The organism is Gracilimonas sp. (assembly GCF_031581265.1).
In the GTDB taxonomy this organism is placed as follows: Bacteria; Bacteroidota; Rhodothermia; order Balneolales; family Balneolaceae; genus Gracilimonas.
Map to the genome: position 1 here is coordinate 13,021 of NZ_JAVLBQ010000014.1, position 23,165 is coordinate 36,185.

General features: G+C 42.1%; 17 protein-coding genes and 1 pseudogene. 3 read left to right on the forward strand and 15 right to left on the reverse strand.

Annotation, left to right across the window (positions count from 1 at the left end):
- The first annotated feature begins 74 nt into the window (after nucleotides 1–74).
- Both RI561_RS06865 and RI561_RS06870 read left to right on the forward strand, forming a co-directional pair.
- Nucleotides 75–475: pseudogene (locus RI561_RS06865) on the forward strand (four helix bundle protein).
- A 115-nt stretch (nucleotides 476–590) separates the two neighbouring features.
- Nucleotides 591–1,049, forward strand: coding sequence for a BrxA/BrxB family bacilliredoxin (locus tag RI561_RS06870; RefSeq protein WP_395079492.1), 459 nt, complete (start codon nucleotides 591–593; stop codon nucleotides 1,047–1,049).
- A gap of 136 nt (nucleotides 1,050–1,185) precedes the next feature.
- On the opposite strand, the gene RI561_RS06875 is transcribed toward RI561_RS06870, so the two are convergent.
- The 10 genes from RI561_RS06875 to RI561_RS06920 all read right to left on the reverse strand — a co-directional run bounded on the left by RI561_RS06875 (nucleotide 1,186) and on the right by RI561_RS06920 (nucleotide 14,276).
- Nucleotides 1,186–2,883 (reverse strand): mechanosensitive ion channel family protein, encoded by a 1,698-nt coding sequence (locus RI561_RS06875; protein ID WP_395079493.1) that lies wholly within the window; start codon nucleotides 2,881–2,883, stop codon nucleotides 1,186–1,188.
- Nucleotides 2,884–3,223: 340 nt separating this feature from the next.
- Nucleotides 3,224–3,814, reverse strand: coding sequence for a hypothetical protein (locus RI561_RS06880; RefSeq protein WP_395079494.1), 591 nt, complete (start codon nucleotides 3,812–3,814; stop codon nucleotides 3,224–3,226).
- Between the two features lie 242 nt (nucleotides 3,815–4,056).
- Nucleotides 4,057–4,665 carry a transposase gene (locus tag RI561_RS06885; RefSeq protein WP_395079495.1) on the reverse strand — a complete coding sequence of 203 codons (609 nt, stop codon included), beginning with the start codon at nucleotides 4,663–4,665 and terminating at the stop codon, nucleotides 4,057–4,059.
- Between the two features lie 367 nt (nucleotides 4,666–5,032).
- Nucleotides 5,033–5,863, reverse strand: coding sequence for an SPFH domain-containing protein (locus tag RI561_RS06890; RefSeq protein WP_395079496.1), 831 nt, complete (start codon nucleotides 5,861–5,863; stop codon nucleotides 5,033–5,035).
- Nucleotides 5,850–7,184 (reverse strand): nodulation protein NfeD, encoded by a 1,335-nt coding sequence (locus RI561_RS06895; protein ID WP_395079497.1) that lies wholly within the window; start codon nucleotides 7,182–7,184, stop codon nucleotides 5,850–5,852. Before RI561_RS06895 ends, RI561_RS06890 begins: the two co-directional genes overlap by 14 nt.
- A 95-nt stretch (nucleotides 7,185–7,279) precedes the next feature.
- Nucleotides 7,280–9,415 carry an FtsX-like permease family protein gene (locus tag RI561_RS06900; RefSeq protein WP_395079498.1) on the reverse strand — a complete coding sequence of 712 codons (2,136 nt, stop codon included), beginning with the start codon at nucleotides 9,413–9,415 and terminating at the stop codon, nucleotides 7,280–7,282.
- A complete protein-coding gene (locus RI561_RS06905; protein WP_395079499.1) occupies nucleotides 9,366–9,749 on the reverse strand; it encodes an ABC transporter permease in 384 nt (127 codons plus the stop codon). The genes RI561_RS06900 and RI561_RS06905 overlap by 50 nt, the downstream gene beginning before the upstream one ends.
- Before the next feature lie 177 nt (nucleotides 9,750–9,926).
- Nucleotides 9,927–10,940, reverse strand: a complete 1,014-nt coding sequence (locus RI561_RS06910) for a serine hydrolase domain-containing protein (RefSeq protein WP_395079500.1) — start codon at nucleotides 10,938–10,940, stop codon at nucleotides 9,927–9,929.
- A gap of 95 nt (nucleotides 10,941–11,035) precedes the next feature.
- Nucleotides 11,036–13,786: a S9 family peptidase gene (locus RI561_RS06915; protein ID WP_395079501.1), complete on the reverse strand. Its 2,751-nt coding sequence runs from the start codon at nucleotides 13,784–13,786 to the stop codon at nucleotides 11,036–11,038.
- A 265-nt stretch (nucleotides 13,787–14,051) separates the two neighbouring features.
- On the reverse strand, nucleotides 14,052–14,276 hold the full coding sequence (locus RI561_RS06920; protein WP_395079502.1) for a hypothetical protein: 225 nt from the start codon (nucleotides 14,274–14,276) through the stop codon (nucleotides 14,052–14,054).
- A gap of 82 nt (nucleotides 14,277–14,358) precedes the next feature.
- Here RI561_RS06920 and RI561_RS06925 point away from each other — a divergent pair, with 82 nt between their 5' ends.
- Nucleotides 14,359–14,817 (forward strand): hypothetical protein, encoded by a 459-nt coding sequence (locus RI561_RS06925; RefSeq protein ID WP_395079503.1) that lies wholly within the window; start codon nucleotides 14,359–14,361, stop codon nucleotides 14,815–14,817.
- Between the two features lie 3 nt (nucleotides 14,818–14,820).
- Here RI561_RS06925 and RI561_RS06930 read toward each other — a convergent pair whose 3' ends face one another.
- From RI561_RS06930 to RI561_RS06950, 5 genes are all read right to left on the reverse strand, one after another.
- A complete protein-coding gene (locus RI561_RS06930; RefSeq protein WP_395079504.1) occupies nucleotides 14,821–15,504 on the reverse strand; it encodes an ABC transporter ATP-binding protein in 684 nt (227 codons plus the stop codon).
- A gap of 98 nt (nucleotides 15,505–15,602) precedes the next feature.
- Complete coding sequence (locus tag RI561_RS06935; protein ID WP_395079505.1) at nucleotides 15,603–17,345, reverse strand: ABC transporter permease; 1,743 nt, start codon at nucleotides 17,343–17,345, stop codon at nucleotides 15,603–15,605.
- A gap of 39 nt (nucleotides 17,346–17,384) precedes the next feature.
- Nucleotides 17,385–18,065 (reverse strand): ABC transporter permease, encoded by a 681-nt coding sequence (locus RI561_RS06940; RefSeq protein WP_395079506.1) that lies wholly within the window; start codon nucleotides 18,063–18,065, stop codon nucleotides 17,385–17,387.
- Nucleotides 18,066–18,146: 81 nt separating this feature from the next.
- Nucleotides 18,147–20,510 (reverse strand): ABC transporter permease, encoded by a 2,364-nt coding sequence (locus RI561_RS06945; RefSeq protein ID WP_395079507.1) that lies wholly within the window; start codon nucleotides 20,508–20,510, stop codon nucleotides 18,147–18,149.
- A gap of 98 nt (nucleotides 20,511–20,608) precedes the next feature.
- A complete protein-coding gene (locus RI561_RS06950; RefSeq protein ID WP_395079508.1) occupies nucleotides 20,609–23,089 on the reverse strand; it encodes an ABC transporter permease in 2,481 nt (826 codons plus the stop codon).
- Nucleotides 23,090–23,165: the final 76 nt, after the last annotated feature.

Consider the following 23,165-nt stretch of genomic DNA (forward strand, 5'->3'; position numbering starts at 1 on the left):
TACGACGATTGACTAACGACAATTGACGAATGACGGTGGGTTTTGTTCACCGTCATTTCTTTATATGAAATATTATGGCCTTTAAATTTGAAAAGTTAGAAGTGTGGCAGCTATCTATAGCTCTATCTGATAAAGTGTATGTTTTAATCAAGGAGTTACCAAAATCAGAGAAATTTAACTTAGCTCACAAATCAGGCGTGCTGTAACTTCTATTTCTCTAAATATTGCTGAGGGCTCTACAGGTCAAAGTGATGCTGAGCAAGTCAGGTTTATTAGATATGCTCACAGATCTCTTATGGAAGTTGTAGCCTGTAATATTTTGATGCATCGAAGAGATTATATAACAGAAGAAAAATATAAAGAGCTTAATAGTGATACTGAGAAATTATCCGCTAAGTTATTAGCCATGAAAAACTATTTACAGCAAAATTATAAAGTGAAAGAAGAAGGTGAAGATTTCAATATTGATGACTAGATCCCGTTGGTCATTTGTCAACGATCGGTTGTCCTTCGTCATTAGTCCTTCGTCCTAAAAAATTAATTACAATAGTTTGTATATTTAACCGAATTAAAAATTAAGAGAAAATATTATGCAATTTGGATTTGGAATGGGACCTGATACGTCCTGGATGAGAGAAGAGCTGACTAAGTATGGCGTAGAAGAATTGAAGACCACCGATGATGTTGATCGCGCCATGAAGGAATACAAAGGCACTATGCTTTTGGCTATTAATTCCGTTTGTGGATGTGCTGCCGGAAATGCACGACCTGGTTTGGGAATCGCTTTGGAAAAAGCTGAGACGAAACCTGATCATATGGTTACCGTATTTGCCGGACAGGATAAAGAAGCCACAGCACATGCTCGCGATTATTTCAGTGAATACCCACCATCATCACCTGCTTTTGCCTATTTCGTGGATGGTGAGATCAAAGCAATGATTCCGCGCCACCGTATTGAAGGCCGCACGAAGGAACAAGTGGCTGAAGATCTGAAAATGGTGTTTGAAGCTTTTTCCGGAGAGAAGGAAGAAGAGAAAACAGCGGAATAGGGATCACTGATTTCTCTGATTACACAGATTTAAAAAAGTCGGCTCAGTTGAGTAGGCTTTTTTTATGTTAACTACAGAGGGCGCAGAGGTTTATTGTAAATAGACTTTCTCTGCGTTATTCTGTGTCCTCCGTGGTTTATTTTTCTGCCCCAAAATCAACTTCTTCCCCGGCTCTGAATATCCTAATTCCATCCGGTTGGCCCTTTTTACCATCCGGGCCAAATTCATAAACAGTGGATGCCAATTCCTCTTCGGTTCGTTCTTCACCCACCTTACGCGGTTCTTCTTGGTGAAAACTGTCCATGTGAAGTGTCTGAGTTGGGAAGGCAAATTCAACACCTACTTCTTTAGCCAGGCGTAAAACCTCTAACAAGAAATTATGGCGCTGTTGCAGCTCTGTGCTCCAGTCGGGGACATCAAAGAATACATAAACTAACACATCCAGCGAATGGGCTCCGAAAGAATTGAAGTGCACTTCGTACATCTCTTGCCGGAAATGTTTGTTGGCTTTCACAATGGCTTTAATGCCTTCTACAAAAGCTTCCATCTGCTCGGGAGTAGTAGAATAAGTGAGATTCAATACCGTCTTCAATCGCCGATATTTTCTCAAGCCAAGATTATCAATATCAGTATTGGCGATATTGGAGTTGGGCACACTTACCAATGAGTTATAAAAAGTGCGAACGCGGGTTGAACGAAAACCGACTTCTTCCACCGTACCTTCTACATTACCGACTTTTATCCAGTCTCCGATTTTAAAAGGCCGGTCCATGAAAATGGTTATCGATCCAAAGAAATTAGCAAGGGTCTCACGAGCGGCAAGGGCTACGGCTAAACCTCCAATTCCGAGTCCTGCGATAAGTGAAGCAACGTTGTATCCGTTATTTTGCAGGATGGCAATCACTCCCATTACAATCACAAAAAAGCGTAAGGTTTTTCGGATGAGCGGTATAAGCTGGTTATCGAGCTCGGTTTCGGTTTTGGAAGTCAGAACCCCCAAATATTTTGAGAAAACTTCCGAGAGATTATAGAACAACCACACTACGGTTACCGATAATGCTATTTCCAGTGTGATGGAAAGAAAGTGACTGATACTCACAGAAAACTGTAGGTTGGAGTATGTCAGGAAATAAAAGGTAAGCAGGAAGATATAGGCTGAGGGTTTCTCAACACCATCGATGAGGTCATCATCCCAGCTGATTTTGGTTTTCTCGGCGAGTCGGCGGACGTAATTGTCCAAAAAGAACACGAATATCTTCATCAAAATAAGACCGACAAGCAGCCAGATAAAAACCGCCAAATACTGCCAGATCATGATTCCAAACCACTCATTGTAGGCCCAGTCGGGCAGATTATCTACTAAAAAAGTAAACCAACTTGAGAAGGTATTTGCATATAATTCAGGAATACTCTGCACGGTGGATTCTGAAAAGACCCATTCATTTTGGGCAGTTTTAGTTAGATAGATCTCCGGAAGACTTGGAAATAAAATATACTGCTGAAGTCCTGACAGGCTATCGGTGTAGTTGGGGTTGGATGGGATTTCATCATAGTTGATTAAAAGTCCCCGAGCATCTAAAATTTTTAAAAGTCGGGATGCCAGCTCTGCTTTTAGCTCCTTATCACCCTCAGCCATTTTCATGGTTTGGATGACGTAATCCGGATTTTTATGTCCTGCTTGCTGCCAGTGCAAAAAGGTGTGGACGGCCCGCTGTGGATTCGTTAAAAGGTTGCTATCACGTGGTTGCGGTTGTTGTTCCTGAAATCCAAATGCGGTTCCCGAATAAATAATGAAAACCAAAAAAAGGAATAAGGCTGATTTAATTCGACCCATAATAATGCAGTTGATTTACTTAATTGATCAGCCAGAAATTAACAAAACTTAGCGTGGGATGGGCAACGTAAATCAATGGGATATTTAATATTAGCTTTCTCTAAAACTGAATCCAAAAAATCATTCATGAAAGGAAAAATTGAAAGTAATATCCATCTTTCGGGCCACAGCCCGGGTGATGGATATGGGCCAAGGGCAAGATAATTTGCTTTAGCTACGAAAATTTTCTGAGACAAAAATCCATCCATCACCCCGCTTAAAGCTTTTAGAAACTCCCAAACCTGTTTTGGCAAGCGGAAAGATGGATTATTGCCTTTCCTTAGAACAGTTTTTATGCTTGTTACGAAGGAGAGGTGGAATAAGTGATTTTAGAAACAGCTTTTTCTTTTAGAATACTTTGAACAACAGTAACCGTACCCATCAAAGCTTCGTCAGCTACGTTTAGTCTGACCTCTATATCACCGGAATTTTTTGGCCATTCATCCATTGCAACTGCGATATCTTCGGGATAAAGTACATTACCATCCAGCATCACTTTCTCATTGGATAGAATATCAATCACGATATCATTTTCAAATTCCTGGAATGCTTCAGGGCTCATCATATTGAAAGTGATTTCATCAAGGTCTCTCTGTACCAGTTCACTGGAAATTCTATTGACCAAACCGGTGTAAACCATATCTGAAGAAGAAATGCGTACTTTGGTTTCACTGTTTACATCTAATGCATCCAAGTGACTTTCCAAAGATGATTCCGAAAGAAGAGTGCCATTTATTTTAAGAGCACCATCTTCATAGATTCGGACATCAATAAGTTCCAGTACCTCATTATGAGCAATGATCGACGGGTTAGCTTCAGGCTTTTCAATTTCAGATGAAGTGCAGGAAACAAATAGAGCTGATAATACAACCAACAGAAATAACTTTTTCATAGTGATATTTTTAAATGAGCTTTGTGAAAGATGAACTAAAAAAATCATTTATGAAAGTATAAATTGAATGTAATATCCATCTTTCGGGCCATAGCCCGGGTGATGGATATGGGCCAAGGGTAAAATAACTTGGTTTAGCAGCGAAAAATTTTCGGGTTAAAATCCATCCATCACCCCGCTTGAGGCTTTTTGAAACTCCCAAACTTGTTTTGGCAAGCGGAAAGATGGATTATTGGCTTTACTTAGAATAGTTTTTTGGTGATATGGTCTGGAATTGTTTTTAAGGATAGCTTGTGGAACTCGTTGGGTTTGACAGGGAGTTTAAAAAGCTCTTTTGCTAATGCCTGATTACACAAATCACCGTTTCTAATGCCAAGATAATCTCTGAATGAACTAAATTCCCATTCCTCCATATTATCAACCAAGCATGCTTTTAGAGGATTTTGATGAATATACAAGAAACAGTTAATGCCTTGATTTCTGCTGCCATTTCTATCTTCGCTTAAAGACTTTGCTTTAGTTCTTTTTCTGAATAAAGATCCGGTACGGTTATATTTTTTGTTGATCAGTTGGGAGTAAGAGCTCAGCAGCGTGCCAATATCTTTATTGAGAGGGTTTAATTTTCTGGTCATTTGGTTTGGATCATGCAAAACCTCATAATCTTCATTTACTTGGATCAACCAATGAAAATGATTAGGCATAAGACACCAAGCTAATATTGATGCGTTTGGCATTAAAGCTTTTCTCATCTTTTCAACAAAAAGTAAATAATCTTCTCGGTCAAAGAAAATGGGCGCTTGGTTATTTCCTTGATTATAAACATGATAGGTATGTTCGGGAAGAAATTGCATAAACTGAATAAATGCAATTACATCTTATCTGCAAATCCCTGATGAAATTAGATAATAATATCCATCTTTCGGGCCAAAGCCCGGGTGATGGATATGGGCCAAGGGCAGAATAAGTTACTTTAGCGGAGAAAATTTTTGGGGTTAAAATCCATCCATCACCCCGCTTGAGACCTTTCGAAACTCCCAAACCTGTTTATGTAAGAGGAAAGATGGATTAATATGCATAAATCCTTCTTAGTTATTTGAAATAAAGTAATAGGTCATTAAAACAAAAAAATGGCTCCGACGCTCTGCGTCGGAGCCATTCCTAATAAAAAAGGGCAGACAAATCTGTCCGCCCTGCGAGTTTTGTTGTAAAGAATTTTTCTTACTCGTCGTTGTCGTCTTTACTTTCACCACTGTTATCTTTCTTCCGGATTAAATCAGAAGGATCTTTTTTCTTGAAAGCTTCCAGGAAATCCATGGGTAGTGGCAAGAAGGCAAAGGTGGCATTTTCCTCACTAATCTCATTCATGGTTTGCAGGAAGCGCAGTTGCAAGGCAGCGGGTGCCGTTTCAATCATCTTGGCAGCATCAACAAGTCGCTCGGCAGCCTGGAACTCACCTTCGGCATTAATTACTTTCGCACGACGATCACGCTCGGTCTCAGCCTGACGTGCCATGGCTCGTTTCATATTCTCAGGAAGTACCACATCACGCACTTCAACAGAAACTACTTTGATTCCCCATGGATCGGTTTGGGTATCAATATTTTGCTGAATTTGTTTGTTGATCTTCTCACGATTGGCCAGCAATTCATCCAGTTCCACCTGACCGATGATACTTCGCAGCGTGGTTTGAGCCAACATAGAAGTTGCATGGATATAACGCTCTACCTGAATGACAGCAGCTTCGGCATCAACCACCCGGAAAAAGGTGATCGCATCCACATTTACCGTAACGTTATCCTTAGTAATAACTTCCTGTCGGTCTACATTAATTGTGAGAACACGTAAATCAACCCGCTCAATTTTATCGATAAAGGGGATGAGGATGATCAATCCGGGCCCTTTTACGCTTTGGAATTTACCGAGCCGGAATACAACAGCTCGTTCATACTCACGAAGAATTTTAAAAATTTGAGGGGCTAATAACACCAAAAATACTACCAGTGTTATGACCCATGTTACATAGCCGGAAAAAATTTCAGTCGACTCCATCGTCAATCTCCTTTTTTGAAGTGTAAGGTTTTACGGTAACGGTAAGTCCTTCGAAGCGGACAATCTCGCACCATTCGTTAGATTTAATTTCTTCGCCTTCGGTTACAGCGTTCCAGTATTCCCCGGAAATCGATACACGTCCTGAGGTTTCATCAACATCATCAATGACTTTCGCTTTTTTGCCAATAAGGGATTCCAGTCCCGTTCGATGCCCGCTAAACTGTGCTTTGATGCCGGATGTGGCGATCCATCCAAAAAATATCACCATTAAAATAGTAGCCGGGACAAGCCAATACCAATCCAACTGCATTTCTTGGGGGAAATCCTGAAAAAGCATAAGTGCACCAAGGAAAAATGAAACAGCTCCTCCGGTCATAAGAATTCCAAATGTTGGGGTGAATGCTTCCAAAACAAATAAAACAATAGCCAATCCAATTAAAATAAATCCGGCTACATTAATCGGCATAGCCGCTGATCCATAAAGTAATAAAATAAGAGAGATCACACCTGCCATACCGGGAACAATGGCTCCGGGATTGGTCACCTCCCCAACAATTCCGTAAATAGCAACCATCGTTAAAATCAGCATGATTTCAGGGCGCATAATGAAACTGAAGAATTTCTCGGCAAAGCTTTCTTCAATGCGTTCAATATTAGCTTGGGCAGTATTCAGTACTCTTCCTTCAAATTCGAGGCCGTCCATTTGGACTAATAACTCATTAAGGTCGGTAGGTATAAAATCGATTACATTTAATTCAAGGGCCTCTGTCTCAGTTATAGCTTCACCATCTCTAACAGCTGATTTTGCCCACTCTGCATTTCGGTCTCTTTCTTTGGCAATGTTTTCGATGAAGCTTTCTGAGAAATTAAAAATCTTTTTCTGCATCACGGTGTCCTGTTGTCCGCCTCCCATGGAAATCGGTGAAGCAGCTCCGATGGTGGTAGTGGGTGCCATCGCGGCAACATGCCCGGCTAGCGTGATAAAAGTTCCCGCGCTACCTGCATTGCCCCCAGTAGGTGACACATAAACGGCGATAGGCATTTCCGAAGCCAGCATTTCTTTTACAATATCCTGGGTAGAATTTAGGAGTCCGCCCGGCGTATCTAATTCTATGATAAGCGCTTCACTTTCATTAGCGATGGCATTTTCCAATCCCCGGGTAATATAATTGGTGGTGGCAGGACCGATAGTGCCTTGAATTGTTATTACGGTCACGTTGGTTTCAGCAGTTGTGTCTTGCTGCAACGTTTCTCCAATGGTTGGAGAGGTAAAAGCCAACGCCCAAATTAAGAGAGCAAATATGTTTGTAATCCACTTCATACTATTCCAATGAATGCCTGTTTCTAAAGGTTCCATCATTGTAAGCAAAGCATGTGAATATTTAAAGAAAAACAGGGTTTATTTTAACGGGGAATTTATTCATTTCTGATTGCTTCCACAGGATTGATCATTGCTGCTTTAACGGAATGATAACTTACGGTAGCCAGTGCTGTGATTATGATGACCAATCCCACAGCTAAAAAAATGAGTGGGAGGGTTGACACCAGATCAATTTTATAAGAGAAATCTGCCAGCCATTTTGAAGCCCCATAGTAAGCAACCGGCCATGCGATGAGATTTGCAATTCCAACAAGCATCAAAAACTCTTTGGAGAGCAGGGATATAATATTTGGGATGGAAGCCCCAAGGCTTTTCCTGATTCCAATTTCTTTCCTCTTTAGTTGAGCGGAATAGGAGGCCAGTCCCAAAAGTCCGAGACACGCGATGATAATACATAAGATTGCAAAAGCGGTTGCCAGTGAACTCATGGTTTGCTCGGCTTCATAGATCTCATTGAGCCTTTCATCCAGGAATCGGTATTCAAAAGGATCGATGGGATTTATTTCTTCCCAAAGCCATTCCAAATGTTCAATAGCCGGAGCAGGGTTGTCCGGGGCAATTTCGACAGCGGTATGCTCTACGGACCCAAGTATAGCTCGTGTGCCTTCAAGTAATTTAATGACAAGAGGCTCAATTTCTTTTTTAAGGGAAGAATAATTGAAGTCTTTAACAACTCCTATAACATTAAACTGCTCACGTTCTCCTTCCGGCGGATAAAAGTAGAAAATCTCTCCAATGGCCTCCTCCGGTGTTTCAGCATCAAGCTGATTCAACATCTTTTGGTTGATGAGAATGTTCTGAGTGGCATCACTGCTAAAATCTCTCGAAAATGAACGTCCGGCTACAAGTTCCAGATCAAAGGTTTCCATAAAATCGTGGGTGACATGAAGCACCAGGTTAGAGGCGTCTTCACCTTCTTGGGTTCCGACGGGTACGTAGCGATAATATTCTTGTTCTTCAGATCCCGGAATTTTACCAATCCCGCTTATTGTCTGTACTTGGGCGTGACTTAGCGCCTGTTCTTTAAACGTATCAAACTCCCATGCAATAAGGTTTTGCTTAGTGGGTAGCAGTAAAATGTTTTCCTTATCAAATCCCAGGTTTTTATCCTGTATGAATTGAAGCTGTAGAAAAATTACAGCCGTCCCAATCAACAAAATAGCGGAGAGGGTAAACTGGAAAGTAACCAAGACCTTTCGGAAGAGGGTACCGCCTTTGCCAGTTGAAGTACTGCCTTTTAGAACATCTGCCGGTTCAAAAGAGGATAAGAACAGGGCGGGATATGACCCGGAAAAAAAGGCAACAAACAGGGTGAGCAGCAACAAAGCCGGCAGGGTGTAGATGCTATTAAAGAGACTAAAAGTAAGTTCTTTGCCAGTCAGGTCATTGAATAAAGGCAAGGCAAAGTAAACCAGAAAGCATCCGACGATGATAGCTAAAAGTGATACAAAAAAGGATTCCCCAATAAACTGATTGAATAGTTGTTTTCGATATCCGCCCAATACTTTTCGAAGGCCAACTTCTCGGCTTCGTTCCAGCGAACGTGCTGTAGATAAATTCATAAAATTGATGCATGCTATAATCAATATGAATCCTGAGACAACCAAAAGGATGTACACATAAAGACTTGAGCTATTAGCCTGCATTTCCTGATCCCGATTGGAATGGAGATGGATATCTGTGATGCGCTGCAATTCTAATTCCACAGTTTCGCCGGGAGGCCAGCCTGAGTAAGCGTAATAATAGTTTTCAACTACAGAGCTTAATTGATTTTCAAGCTGATCAGGGGACGTTGTTTCATCCAATAACACGTAGGTCCAAATGGGATTCCAGAACCAGCTTTGGTTGTAATCGGGACTGTTGGCATAAATTTCCTTCAGACTGCTAAAAGAAGCCAGCAGATCAATATCCATGTGGGATTCATCCGGCCAATCTTTCATCACTCCGGTGAGGGTCATTTCAGCAACCCCTTTGAAGTTTAGGGATTTTCCTATGGGGTTTTCGGTACCAAAATATTTTTCAGCTAAAGTTTCAGTAAGCACGAGAGAAAAAGGGTTTTTTAGAGCTTCATCTGGATTTCCTTGAATTAATTCAGATGAAAAAACAGTGAAAAAAGTAGAGTCAACAAAGTAGAAATTTTCTTCTCTGAAATCTGAAAGAGGACATGTCACTGCGGTTGATAAAGGAATGAGACTCTTCCTGCATATCAAAAAAGCGAACTGAGCTTTCAATTTGATTTGGAAATTCAGCATCCAAAACGGGACCTAATTGAAAGGGAGTAGTAGCTTGTTCTTCCTCGCGCTCAACAGATGTAGTAGTTTGCACTATCCTGTGAATACGTTCTGAATTATTGTGAAAGTCATCATAACTCCATTCATTCAAAACAAATAAAATAATCAGCAGGCAGGTAGCTAAACCAATAGCTAACCCAATTATATTGATAAGAGAATACACCTTGTTCTTAAGGAGATTTCTTACCGCAATCTTCATGTAGTTTTTAAACATCAATGATTCCTGTTTGTACCAGTTTTACCAACAATTTTTTATAGCCCTAAGCATTACTTATCAAGAGTAATTCGAGGTGCAATTGTTACAAAAAAATTAAATTTTTGTAAATATTTTTTTAAAAATTGTCTTTAAGCTTCTCAGAAGCTGATATGAGGAGGGGTGCAATTTCAAATACTAATTTTGGGCTAATAAGGGAATGATCTGGTATTCCAATAATTCAAAGATGGGTTCTTTATAAGATCGACGTTGTGTGGCATTATTCAGAAAGGAGGTCATCACTACTACAGAATCTAACTCAGGAATCATAAAAACATATTGACCGCCAAATCCCCATGCAAAATACACCCGATAATTTCCAACCGTCCGGTTCCACCACATATATCCATAATCATAAGGGTTGAAGTTGCTGCGGGTATAAGTGCCAAATGAATCACGTACCCATTCATCAGAGACGATTTGCTGTCCGGCATAGTCGCCTCCGTTTAACATAAGCTGTCCGATTTTGAGCAGATCTTGGGGAGTCAATGCTAAATTATTCCCTCCCATGTAGTACCCCTGTGGATCTCGGTCCCAGCCGCCAACATTGATATTCAGAGGATCAAAAAGATATTCCTCGGCAAAGGCTTTGGTACTCATCCCGGTTGCCTTAGTAAGAATTACGGAAAGCAAATGGGAAGTTCCGGTACTATACACCATTTTGCCCCCCGGTTCTTCCTCCATGGGTTGATCCAGCTGAAATTCAACCCAGTCATCACTGATAACCCAGGCACCGTAATTATAAAAACTGGTGGTTTCCAAACCTGATTGCATGGAAAGTAAATTCCGAATGGTGATGGATGCCTTTTCTGGGTTTGGGTTTGACTCAAAATAATCGGGGAAGTAATCGTTGAGTGTTTCATCCAGCGAGATTTCGCCTTGATCTACGGCAATACCAACTAATAGAGAGATAACGCTTTTAGAAGCAGACTTGATGTTGTACGGATAATCGGCGGAAGCATTTCGAAAATATTCTTCACCAATGAGTTCTCCATCTTGTTGAATAAGTACACTTCGTAATGAACGTATTGATTCAGCTTCTTTAAAGGTCCGCTCAAGTGTAACCGGCTGTGATGCAGATTGCGCCTGAAGCTCACAGAACGACAGAATTAAAAGCGAAAGAAGTCCAAATCTTAATAGTGGTATTCTCATGTGTTGGTATTGTTTTATAATTAAGTAGAACTAACTTTCAAACTGTATCTCATGGTGAAGGAGTTCCAAAATTGTGATATAGTTCCCAATTGCTCCTATTCGGCCTTGTTGTACATTTTATCGATATAAGGAATGCCATCAATGATCCAGTCGGCTGCGGGTTCATTTCTGACATAATGATCAAACCACTGCTTCATCCGGATCTGGAAATCAATTTGGTTGGCTTCGCGTCCCAAATGGTGCCCTTCACCGGGATAGGAGAGCAGCACTACTTCTTTGTCGAGACGGCGGGCAGCGTTATAAAATTCGAGTCCCTGCATCCAGTCAACGGCGCCGTCTTCAGTTCCATGTAAGATCATAAAGGGGACTTCAATATCCGGGGCGTGGTACATGGGGTTTTCGCGCTGATAAGTTTCTCGGTGCGACCATGGGGTTACATTTCGGCCCATTCGCACCTGACCAATTTCCATAATGCCATGATGATTGGTGCCGGAACTCCCGTAAATATTATTGTAGAAACTCGTCAGATTTGTAGGCGGTGCTCCGGTAACCACCGTAGCAAATAAATCCGTTTGGGTGAGAATGAAGGACGACTGATATCCACCCCAGCTATGGCCCTGCAATCCTATTTGTTCAGGATCGGCGTAGCCCAGATCAATCACTTTTTGGGTGGCAGATGTGATGCAATCCAAAGAACTTGTTCCCGGTGCTCCAAATTCAAAATCAACATCCGGCATAAAAACCAGGTACCCATTGCTGGCGTAAGTTGACATGTGTGGGCGGTCATCATAAACAGGCATGGAATATTGATGGTGGCGGTCCGACATTTTCTCGTAGAAATACACAATCATCGGATATTGTTTGCCGGGTTCGTAATTGGCAGGAAGTGTCAGCGTGCCCTGTAATTTTACACCGCGACTATTTTCGTAATCCACCAACACTCTTTCACCCCATGCATATTCTTCTTGCTGAGGATTGGCATCGGTAATTTTCTTCAGGTTACTAAAGCTTGAATTGGTTTGATAGTAATCCGGGAAATCAACGAAGGTCTCACGGGTAAGCATTACACGATTTGCATCACGGGCTTTTTCCATATCTCCGAAACTCGCATCAGCAAAGAGGAGAGGTTCCGGTGAATCCCCAATATTTAACTCATAAAACCCATCTTTTTTAGTCCATTCGCCGAAAGCGGAAAGCAATAGTTTTTTGGAAGTATCGATGTACTCTTCCTCCTCGTTCAGCGTTTCATATCTGAAAATGATCTTCTCCTGTTCCCCCAGACCTTCGGTAATATTTACTGCTTCAGAACCATCAAGTGCCAACATCCAGAGATCATACTTATGATTCATGATGACGTGCTCACCATCTTTGGTCCAGCCGGCAACTCCAAAAGTGGGGCTTTCGTGGGGGTAAATATGCTCGGCATTTGTAAACTGAACCGGGGCGGATTCCGATAAATTGGTCCTGCTGTTTTGCTCCACATCATAGACATATAAGGCGGTATCCTGTGCCATTATTTTTTGGTAGAGGTAGTAGCGTCCATCAGGAGAAAAACCATTGGTTCGCTTAATATTTTCTGCAAACTTCGTCCGCTCTCCGTTTTGAAGGTTTACCCTATACAGGTCAGCCGGAGAAACACCCCAGTTGATATCATTAATGTAAGGCTCTTCATCACGCCCGATCATAAATCGGTTATGGTCTGAGAAATTAAGGTCCCGCATGTCATCATCCGTGAGACGTGCAAAATTGGAATTTCCGGGAGTGAATGAGGTCACATAGGTAAACCGGCGATCCCAAGAAGCCTGCCGCTCTTGTACCGTTTGGATTCGATCGTCATTCCAGTGAAAAACATCGACATTGGCTACAGTGTCTTTGTCCATTTTTACGGTTGGTTCTTGCTCTCGAATTCCGAGGTACACCATTTGCCCATTCGCACTCCACGACAAATTTCTATTTCCACTGATAACCATATTATCCGGGAAGCCCGACTGAGTATCAGGATCTAAGACGGTTTTGTTGATGTTTGAAGGTATGTTCCGAAACACCAACAATTTGTTTTCAGTGTGAACCAAGCTGTCAACGGTAATTCCTTTTAATACGGCAAGGCTGTTACCTTTTTTGTTCCAGTCAGCACGACGAGCATTTTCGTCATCCCAAGTTAGATCAGAGTAGGTTGCGGTGTCAGAATCCAGGGTTGTAAGAGCACCGGTGCTGAGATTTTTGAGATACAGGCCATTGCCTTCCTTTTCGCTGGCATCCACTAAATAGGCAAGCATCGTACTTTTTTTATTGAAGGCAAATTCAGAAACATTCCCAATATTTATAACGGTGCCTTCCTGAAGATCCCGAACGATCAGATCACTTCCCTCATGCTTACTGTTGTCGGATTCCGGTTTTTCCCGATGAACCACCCAATATCGTCCATCCTCAGAAAACTCCATATCAGACAGACGCTCCACCGTATATTTTTCTCCGCTGCTAAGATTCATCAATTCAGCTTTGCTATAGATTTCATCCCCGCTTTGGGACATTTTTTCTCGAGTTTCTTCATCGACGGTGATGGAGTAAGCCGCCCACTTACTGTCATCTGAAAACTCAATATTTCGAGCAAGAGGAATGGTGTACTCTGTATCGTTTCTCAAGGAAACGACATGCAGGGTGTCATCGCCGCCATTAGGGCGCAGGCCGTAGCCCATCCAATTTCCGCTGTGTGATATTTCGGCACCAACGATATGAGACCACCGGTCATAATCATCAACAGTCAATTGTTTGTCTTGAGCTAGTACAGAGCTGTTGAGGACAAATAATGCAGTAAACAGTAGGATCGTAGAGGCAGCTTTTTTCATTACAGTGGAGATAAATAAAATTTTTGTTCAACCAACAGTTAACTGCAAAGAGTTCAGATAATCAAGTGCCTGCTTGTTAAATCTTGTCTGATGCAAAGAATTACCGTTGATGACCATAGTAAAACCCTTTCAGGAGATCCGAAGAGGGGAGGTCTGATAGCTTTTGCTCGCCTTCCAAAAATTGGATGACTTGTTCATAGGCCTGCTCCAGTTTTTTGTATTCTCCTTGAGAGGCATACACAGTAAAACTGTAAATGCGTTCATTTCACTGCCAAACCGTTATACGATGGTTGTTGGTGATGTCGCGGTCGAGTCGGATAGTGAATATTCCATGATCAAAGGTGCAGATAGCATAACCCGGTGAAATGTCACTCTCGCTTTCCTTTCTTTTAATTCGGGAGATCAATGATGAGATGTCCAGATCAGGAAAAGATGATTCGGGCTTACCATTTCTTTTTCTTTGAAATAGATTTTTTATAAAATCAAACATGCGAATGTGGTTAGTGGAACTGAATGGAGTTCATGGGAATATTTGTTTAATTACCGATCAAAGTTAATAAAGCCAAAAGACTATGCTTCTATTGAAGTCTGACAATATTCTGGAACATCTTTCTAACCTGATCCATAAAGATACTCAGCAGAACGATTCACAAATTGACCTCACAGTGAATGAAATTCACCAGATAACCAAAGCCGGTTCTCTCGATTTTGGGGGTAGTGAATTTGAACCGGTTCAATCCGTATTGTTGAAACCTGAGAAACAAAATCCTGAAGACGATTACGGATGGTGGAAATTAAGTAAGGGAACGTATCGTGCTTTTTTTAATGAAACTCTGGATAATCCGAAGGATATAACATCGCTTATCTCCCTTCATGATCATGCCCAGGATGCCGGTTTAATAAGCAGTACTGTTATGATTACTGAACCGGGTAAAGTTGGCCGCATTTCCATGAACTTTCATGTTCCCGAAGCCGGTTGTAATATCAAAGAAAATGCCCGGCTTGCTATGCTTCACATGCTAAAGGAATAGGTATTATTCGGATTCGTAGGGGTTTTCCTCAGTAGGTACTCCATCTTTGAGATTAATGATCCGATTGCCATAGCTTGCCATTTTTTCGGAATGGGTAACCTGTATGATGGTTACTCCCTCGTCGTTGAGCTTCTTGAACATGTCCATGATCTGTTCACTTTGTTCGGAATGAAGATTTCCGGTCGGCTCATCCGCCAGCAGTAATTTGGGGCTTCCTATGATGGCTCTTGCTACGCCCACTACCTGTTGTTGTCCGCCCGAAAGTTGGGGCGGAAAAAGATCTTTCTTGGCGACAATATTAAACCGATCCAAAATATCAGCTACCATGGCTTTGCGTTGTTTTCCTGAAACTTTTCTGTAGAGAAGCGGCATCTCGATGTTTTCATACACTGTCATTTCATCGATCAGGTGATAGGCTTGAAACACAAACCCAATATGTGATTTGTGATATTTCGATTTTTGCTTTTCGCTGAGGTTGTGAACCGGTTCACCCAAGAATTTGTATTCACCTTCCGAAGCGTCATCCAGAAACCCAAGGATGTTCAGCAAAGTCGATTTTCCGGCGCCGCTCGGCCCCATGATCGTCACGAATTCCCCCTCCTCAATATTCAGGTCAATGCCTTTTAGGATGAAGGTTCTTTGGAACCGCTTGTCGATGTATTTGTCAATATTTTTTAGTTGGATCATAAGTTTTGTTTTGAGCATTCAGCCGTCAGCGATCAGCTTTCAGTGTTTTTCGATCTCGATAAAACTGAAAGCTGAAGTTTGAGAGCTGATAGCTATTATCATTCACTTCTTAAACTATCTACGGGGTTTGCCACAGCGGCTTTGATGGATTGCCAGCTAACCGTCAACAGGGCAATGGTTAATGCGGTAACACCGGCAAATATAAAGATAGCCGGGCCGATTTCAATTCTGTATGCAAACTCGCTAAGCCACTGATTGATAGCATACCATGCAATCGGTATGGCTATGATAAAGCCTGCAAACACCAGCTTTACAAAATCTTTGGAGAGTAATGTTACAATATTTGTCAATGTAGCGCCCATCACTTTTCGGATGCCGATCTCCTTGGTCCTCCGCTGGGCGGACAAGGCAGCCAGTCCGAATAACCCAAAACAGGCGAGGGCAATAGCCATAAAAGAGGCAAACTGAATAATATTTCTCCAGCGTTGCTCTTCCATGTATTGGAGGGCGACCATTTCATCTAGGAAGTTATAGTTGAAATTCTCTTCCGGGACTACTCTTTCCCAAAGTTCAGAAAGAGTAGTAATAGTGGTTCCCAAATTACCAGGAGAAGCCTTAACCAGAATGGTTCCGGGAGGGCCGAAATCCCTGCTATTTATATGTTGTAATGCAATGGGTTGTAATTGTTCATAAAGGGGTTTGAAATGGAAATCACTAACAACTCCAATGACTTTCTTGCCATTCAACGTTAAAGTCCTGCGTTCATTTTTATCGCTTATAACCTGGCCAACCGGATTATCCCATCCCATTGTTTCCACAAAGGTTTGATTTACGAGGAGTCCATTTTTGATATCTGAAGGACGATCGGGAGAAAAGTTACGGCCTGCTAAAAGTTCTATATCCATAGTTTCAAGGTAATGCTCATCCACAATTTCCAAATTAATTCTACCATCAAAGCCTTCTATGGTTGATGAGGTTCCATACGTTCCCATGCCAAATCCGGATTTGAACTCAACATATTGGGGGTCAGAACGATAGTGCCCTCCAATGGTTGACACTTCTTGAATGCCGGGCAAGCGACGGACTTCATTGCTGAAGAGATTAGCAACTTGTTTGCCTTTATCTCCTTCCATATCCAATTCCACGGTTATCATGTTTGAAGTGGAATATCCAAGATCTTTATTTAGCAGGTAGTTCAATTGCTCGTTCATAGTAAAGGTAGCAATCAGAAAAGTGATGGCTAAGGCAAATTGAGTTCCAATCAATCCTTTAACGAATAGTGGAATTCGCTCTATTGTCCGCTGTGATGAAAATAAATGAGAGGCTTTTTTGTGAGCCATTCGAAAAGCAGAGTAACTGCCGGTTATAAGAGTTAGAATCAGTACCATACCGAGGAGAAATAGCCATAACATTGGGTCCTGCCATAGATTTACCTGGAAGGATTTTCCGGTCATTTGCTGGAAGAAAGGAGTGGCAAGTTCTGCAAGCATTAGTCCGGTAATAAAAGAAATGCCACAGGTCACAAATACTTCTCCAAATATTTGAAAGTTTATTTGCCGGGATTGGGCACCGGCTGCTTTTCGAATGCCCATTTCATGACTTCTGCGATACGCTCTTGTAAGAGTAAGACTCATGAAATTCATACCTGCTATGGCGAGAATTATAAAAGCAATCCCTCCCAGTATAGTAGAATATAATTTATTAGAGTTGCCGGTAATGGATGAACGATATTCTTGATTAAAATAAGCTCCATCAAAGGACTGAAGACCCATTTCTAAATTTCTTTGCTCAGCATAATCACCAAAAATGGTTTTGACTACATCCGGGAATTTAGATTCCATGCTATTTACAGAAGCTTCGTCATTTAATACTACCCAAGTTTAGCCAAAACCGATATACCAAGTTTCGCGCATCATTTTCCTATTTTCAGGGCTTTCATTTCGGAAATAATTTTCAAGAGGCAGCACCATGTCAAATTTGATACTGGAATTTTTAGCTATGTTTTGTGTAACGGCAGAAACAGTAAGGACATATTCTTCTTTATTAAGTCGAATGGTTAATGACTGTCCAACTACGTTTGTAGTACCGAAATAGCGCAGAGCCGCTTCCTTGGTTAAAACAATATTATCAGGATTTTCCAAAGGGGTAGAGGAGTTCCCATGTAGAATTGGGAAGGTAAAAGTATCAAAAAAGCCGGGGTCGGAAAATGTAACTACCTGCTGGATGAACTTATCGTTTTCTTTAATATCAACAGGACCCTTTACAATATTCAACACATATTCTGCTTGTGGAAAAGTAGAGTCAAGAACCGCAGCAAGGGGATAAGGAGTTGTTAAGGACTTGTACACCTCGCCGGTGCTTGGATTTTCACTTTGATCGGTAACCCTATAAATCCGATCCGCATTCTCATGGAAGTTATCGTGCGACCATTCAAACCGAACATAGAAGACCAAAAGAATACAGCAGGCTAATCCAACCGCCAATCCCCCGATACTTATAGCAGAATCAATTTTATTTTTTCTAAGATTTCTGAAGGCGATTTTGATGTAGTTTTTAATCATTGTTATAAGCTTTCAGCGGTCAGCCAACAGCTTTCAGTCCGCCTAATCTGACGGCTGAAAGCTGAAAGCTGACGGCTATTATCATTCACTTCTTAAACTGTCTACGGGATTCGCCAATGCGGCTTTTATGGATTGCCAGCTTACGGTAAGCAAAGCAATCACCAAGGCTGCAATTCCTGCCAGGGCAAAAATGCCGGGGCCGATTTCAATTCTATATGCAAAATCTGCCAGCCATTGGTTCATGGCGTACCATGCGATTGGGCTGGCGATCACAAAACCGAGGATTACCAGCTTTACAAAATCTTTAGAGAGCAGGGCTACAATGTTGGCTATAGAGGCGCCCAGTACTTTACGGATGCCTATTTCTTTTGCTCGTTTAGAGGCCATAAACGCCATCAACCCAAATAAGCCCATGCAGGCTATAATGATGGTGATCAGTGCAAAACTTGAAAATAGAATACCTAATTGCTGTTCGGAACGGTACAGGCTCTCGAAAGTGTCATCTAAGAAACTATACTGCATGGGAGCTGCGGGATTTATCTGTTGCCAGGTTTCTTCAATTTGTCCCATTGTGGAAGAGAGGTTGTTGGAGCTTAGTCGGGCCGATATAAAGTATGGATCACCACTCAGGGTGGTAATTAGTGCCGGTTCAATTTCATTCTCAAGGGATTGAAAGTGGTAATCCTGAAGTACTCCAATAACTTCATAGGAGTCAATTTTTTGACCTATGGCTTCTTCCGGTGTCCAGCCTTGCTGATCGATAAGTGATCTATTCACCAGTGCTTTGGTTCTTGCCTGTTCGAAATCGGATGGGGTAAAGTTACGACCGGATACTAAGGTCATCCCCATGGTTTCAATGAAATCCTGATCAACCCGGTTATAATACACGGGGGTTGGTTCTTCGTCATCTTCATTAAAAAATAAATACAAACGTGTGCCACCATGGGCAGGTATGCCAGCTGATGCTGTGTAAGATTCAATGCCCGGGATTTGATTTAGCTCATCAATGAAAGATTGAGCACTTGATTGTGAACTGTTGGTTTCAAGTGCAATGTTCAAAACCTGATCGGGATTCAATCCCAGATTTTTATTCTGTATGTAGGACATCTGCCGGTCAATAATGAGCGTCCCAATCACCAAAACCATACTTACCGTAAACTGAAACACGATCAGTCCTTTCCGTAATCCTCCGCCACTGAATACTTTTTGGCTGCCTTTTAGCACCTCGGATGGTTTAAAGGAGGAAAGCATTAAGGAGGGATAAACTCCCGATAAAAAACCGGTCAGGAAAACCACAAGTAGGAAACCTCCCAAAAACCCGGGCGACCATAAAGCTGCCGTGCTGAGTTCTAATTTCATCAAGGCGTTAACCTGATTTAGCAGGAGTTCCGCCACTCCCAGGGAAAGCAGGGCAGCGAAAAATGTCAGAAGTAAAATTTCTCCGGTGAATTGCCAGAATAGATTGTTTCTTCCGGCTCCAGCGGTTTTTCTAACGCCCACTTCTTTCAGCCTTGTAGTAGCGCGAGCGGTTGAAAGGTTGATATAATTCAGGCTGGCAATCAGCAAAATAAAGAACCCAATAGTCGCAAATAAATAGATGTAGTTGATACTCATAATGCGGTCAGAACTCAACTCAGAACTTAGGTCAGATTTCAAGTGTATATCTTTTAGCGGTTGCAGGAAATAAGAAGTATTAGCCAGGGCTCCGTCCGAAATTTTCCCTTCCAGCACCTGAGGTACTTTTGCTAATACTTGATCAGGATCGGCATTTTCGTCGAGCAAAAGATAGGTATAAAAAGCACTGAGGCGATTCCAGTCCATGATGTTCACTCCATACAGTTCATCTGGCAAGTTGATCAGCATGGAGAAATGAACATGCGATTGAGCCGGTAGGTTTTGAACGATCCCGGTTACGGTATATTCGTCAGTCTCATTTAAAGTGATGATTTGCCCAAGTGGATCTCTATCACCAAAGTACTTATGTGCGATTTGTTCAGTCAAAACAATACTGCTTTTGTCGGACAGCAGGTCTTCTTTATTTTGTTGAAGCTGAACAATGTCAAAAATCTTAAAGAAGGAGGGATCCGTCCGCATAATATTTTCTTCATAAAAAGACTCTCCATCAACAGTAACCAAGGTTTTTCCGACACTTTGTAACCTGACTGCTTGTTGAACCTCAGGAATTTCATCTGCTAAGGTACCGGCCAATGGCCCCTGCATATTTCCGCTACGCTGTGGCTCGCCGGAATGAGATTCTTCCTTAGCAATTCGGTAAATGCGATCTGATTTCTCATGAAATTGATCAAACCCCAAATGGAATTGGATAAAGAGTGCAATAATGAGACAAATAGCCAATCCAACACTCAACCCGGTTAGGTTGATGAAGGTGTAGCCCTTGTCTTTTTTAAGGTTTCGGAAAGTTATTTTGAGGTAGTTTTTAAGCATAAGTTTTGTTTTGAGCGGTCAGCCGTCAGCGATCAGCTTTCAGTTTTTTTCGATATCGATAAAACTGAAAGCTGAAGTCTGAGAGCTGACAGCTATTACTATTCACTTCGCAGGCTATCCACGGGATTGATTAAAGTTGCTTTGATGGATTGATAGCTGACCGTCAACCAAGCCACCGCTAAAACGGTGAGGCCGGACAATAAAAAGATGCCAATTCCCAATTCGATGCGATAAGCGAAATCCTGCAGCCAGGTATTCATTCCGTACCAGGCAATGGGAGCTGCGATTACAAATGCGATGGCTACCAGCTTGGTGAATTCTTTGTTCACCAGAAGTACGATACTTTGTGAACTTGCTCCTAATACTTTTCGAACGCCAATTTCTTTGGTGCGGCGGACCACCATCAGTGAAGCCAGTCCAAATAATCCAAGGCATGCGATGATGATGGCAAGGGTGGAGCCAAAAAATACAATCTGGCTGAGCCGCTCTTCCTGCTGGTATTGGATATCCACAGCCTGATCTATAAAGGTATAATTAAAGGGAGATCCTGCAGCCGCCATTTCCCAGCTTTCTTCTATTTGATTCATAAGCACCGGAAGGTTCTGAGAAGCAAGTCCTATGGAAATTCGAGGGGTAGGCGAAGCATTGAAACCTAAGTTATCAACCCCGCTGAATAATATGCCAGGATTAATAGTTAATACGAGAGGCTCAACTTCGGTATGTAGCGATTCATAGTGGAAATTTTCAACCACGCCAATAATCTCATGGTCTTCAAAATTAGCCCCCGGCAGGCGTTGGCCGATGGGGTTCTCCCAATCGTAATCATCTACAAGAGATTGGTTTACAATGATAGCACGTCTTTGGTCCGATGGATTTTCCACCGAAAAATTCCTTCCTGCTACTACGTTGATCTCATACGTGTCCAAAAAAGAGTGATCCACAATGTTGAAATCAAAAAATCGCTTTTGGTCATTTTGATCTCTGAAATCGGCGGATATCCACCCTCCGGATTGAACCGGAGTAAAGGAGGATATACTGAAGGACGTGATCTCGGGGATGCCCGCCAACTCTGATTCCAGCCGCTCTTTAAGGCGTGTGGCCTCTTCGATGGTTTGTGATAAGGGGGTGCCGGGACCGGCATTCAAGTCCGTAGATAACACAACCACCTGTTCTTTTTGGTAGCCAAGATCGGCCGAACGCATATAATCCAGTTGTTTGGTAATGATCAAAGCTCCTGCAATTAATACAATGGAAAGCGTAAATTGGAATACGACCATGGATTGCCGAAACAAGTTCTTATCACCGGATAGATTCAATCGGCCTTTTAGCACTTCGACGGGTTTAAATCCGGAAAGTATAAGCGCGGGATACATGCCGGCGATCAGGCTGACTATAATGGTGCTAACTAATAGGTAGAGAATAAAACTTCCGGCTAGAGTGAGTTGTAAATTGGTGCCGGGTAGCATGTTGAATTTAGGCAGCAGCAGTTCGGCGAGTAAGATTCCGGCCACCAAAGCAAAGAAGGTCATCAGGAGTGCCTCACCCCAAAATTGAAACATGATGTGTTGCCTTAAGGCTCCAATAGTTTTACGAACGCCTACTTCTTTCGCCCTTGAAGTCGAGCGGCTGATGGCAAGCGTCATGAAATTCACACAGGCGATGATGAGAATCAGCAAGGCAATGGCTCCCAAAATATAGGAATACATGGGGTCGCTCACCTCCGCAATTCCGGCCGGTACTTCTGTGTTCAGGTGGATATCAGTAATAGGTTGAAGGCCTACCGTATAAGTCAGGTCGCCTTCGTTAAATTCATCTCCATAGCGATTACCCAATTCGGTAACCATCATGGATTTCATCTTGTCATCAATTTCATCCAATTCGCTGTTTTCTCTCAGCAGAACATAGGTCTCCGCCGATACGCTGAACCAGTTGGTGAGTGCACCTTGACTGTATATCCTTGTATCGTTAGAAAATGGAATGAGGATATTGAATTGAATGCTGGAGTTAGTCGGCGGATCTTCGGTAACAGCAACGACTGTGAAATCACTGAATGTTTGACCAAGTTGAATGCTTAAGGTTTGCTGGATCGGGTTTCCATCTCCAAAATATTGCCTGGCAGCTTGTTCAGTTAATACTACCGTACCGGGATTGTCTTTGATGGAAGCTACATCACCGCGGATGATCTCAAAATCAAACATCTCAAAGAAAGTGGTATCAGCAATTGAAATAGTTGCAGAAGTAGATTCCGTTTGATCCGGTCTTTTTACGAGATTCGAAAAGGTTGAAAAGCGGCTGGTTTGTTCTACTTCCGGGATATTATTTTCAAGAGTAGAAGCCAGAATCAGCGGAGTAACGGAATTGAAGTAAATTTCATCCTTTCCATAATCTTCATGCACCCAAGCCCGGTACAGCCGGTCAGATTTGGAGTGGAATTCATCATAACTCCATTCATTGTGAACATATAATCCAATGAGCAAACAGCAGGCAATTCCCACTGCCAGCCCAAAGATGTTGATAAAGGAATACACCTTGTTCTTGAACAGGTTTCGGAAGGCGATTTTGAGGTAGTTTTTGAGCATAATTCAATCAGTTAGCAGTGAACAGTTAACAGTGATCAGTAAAATGTTGCTAACTGTTTACTGATCACTGTACACT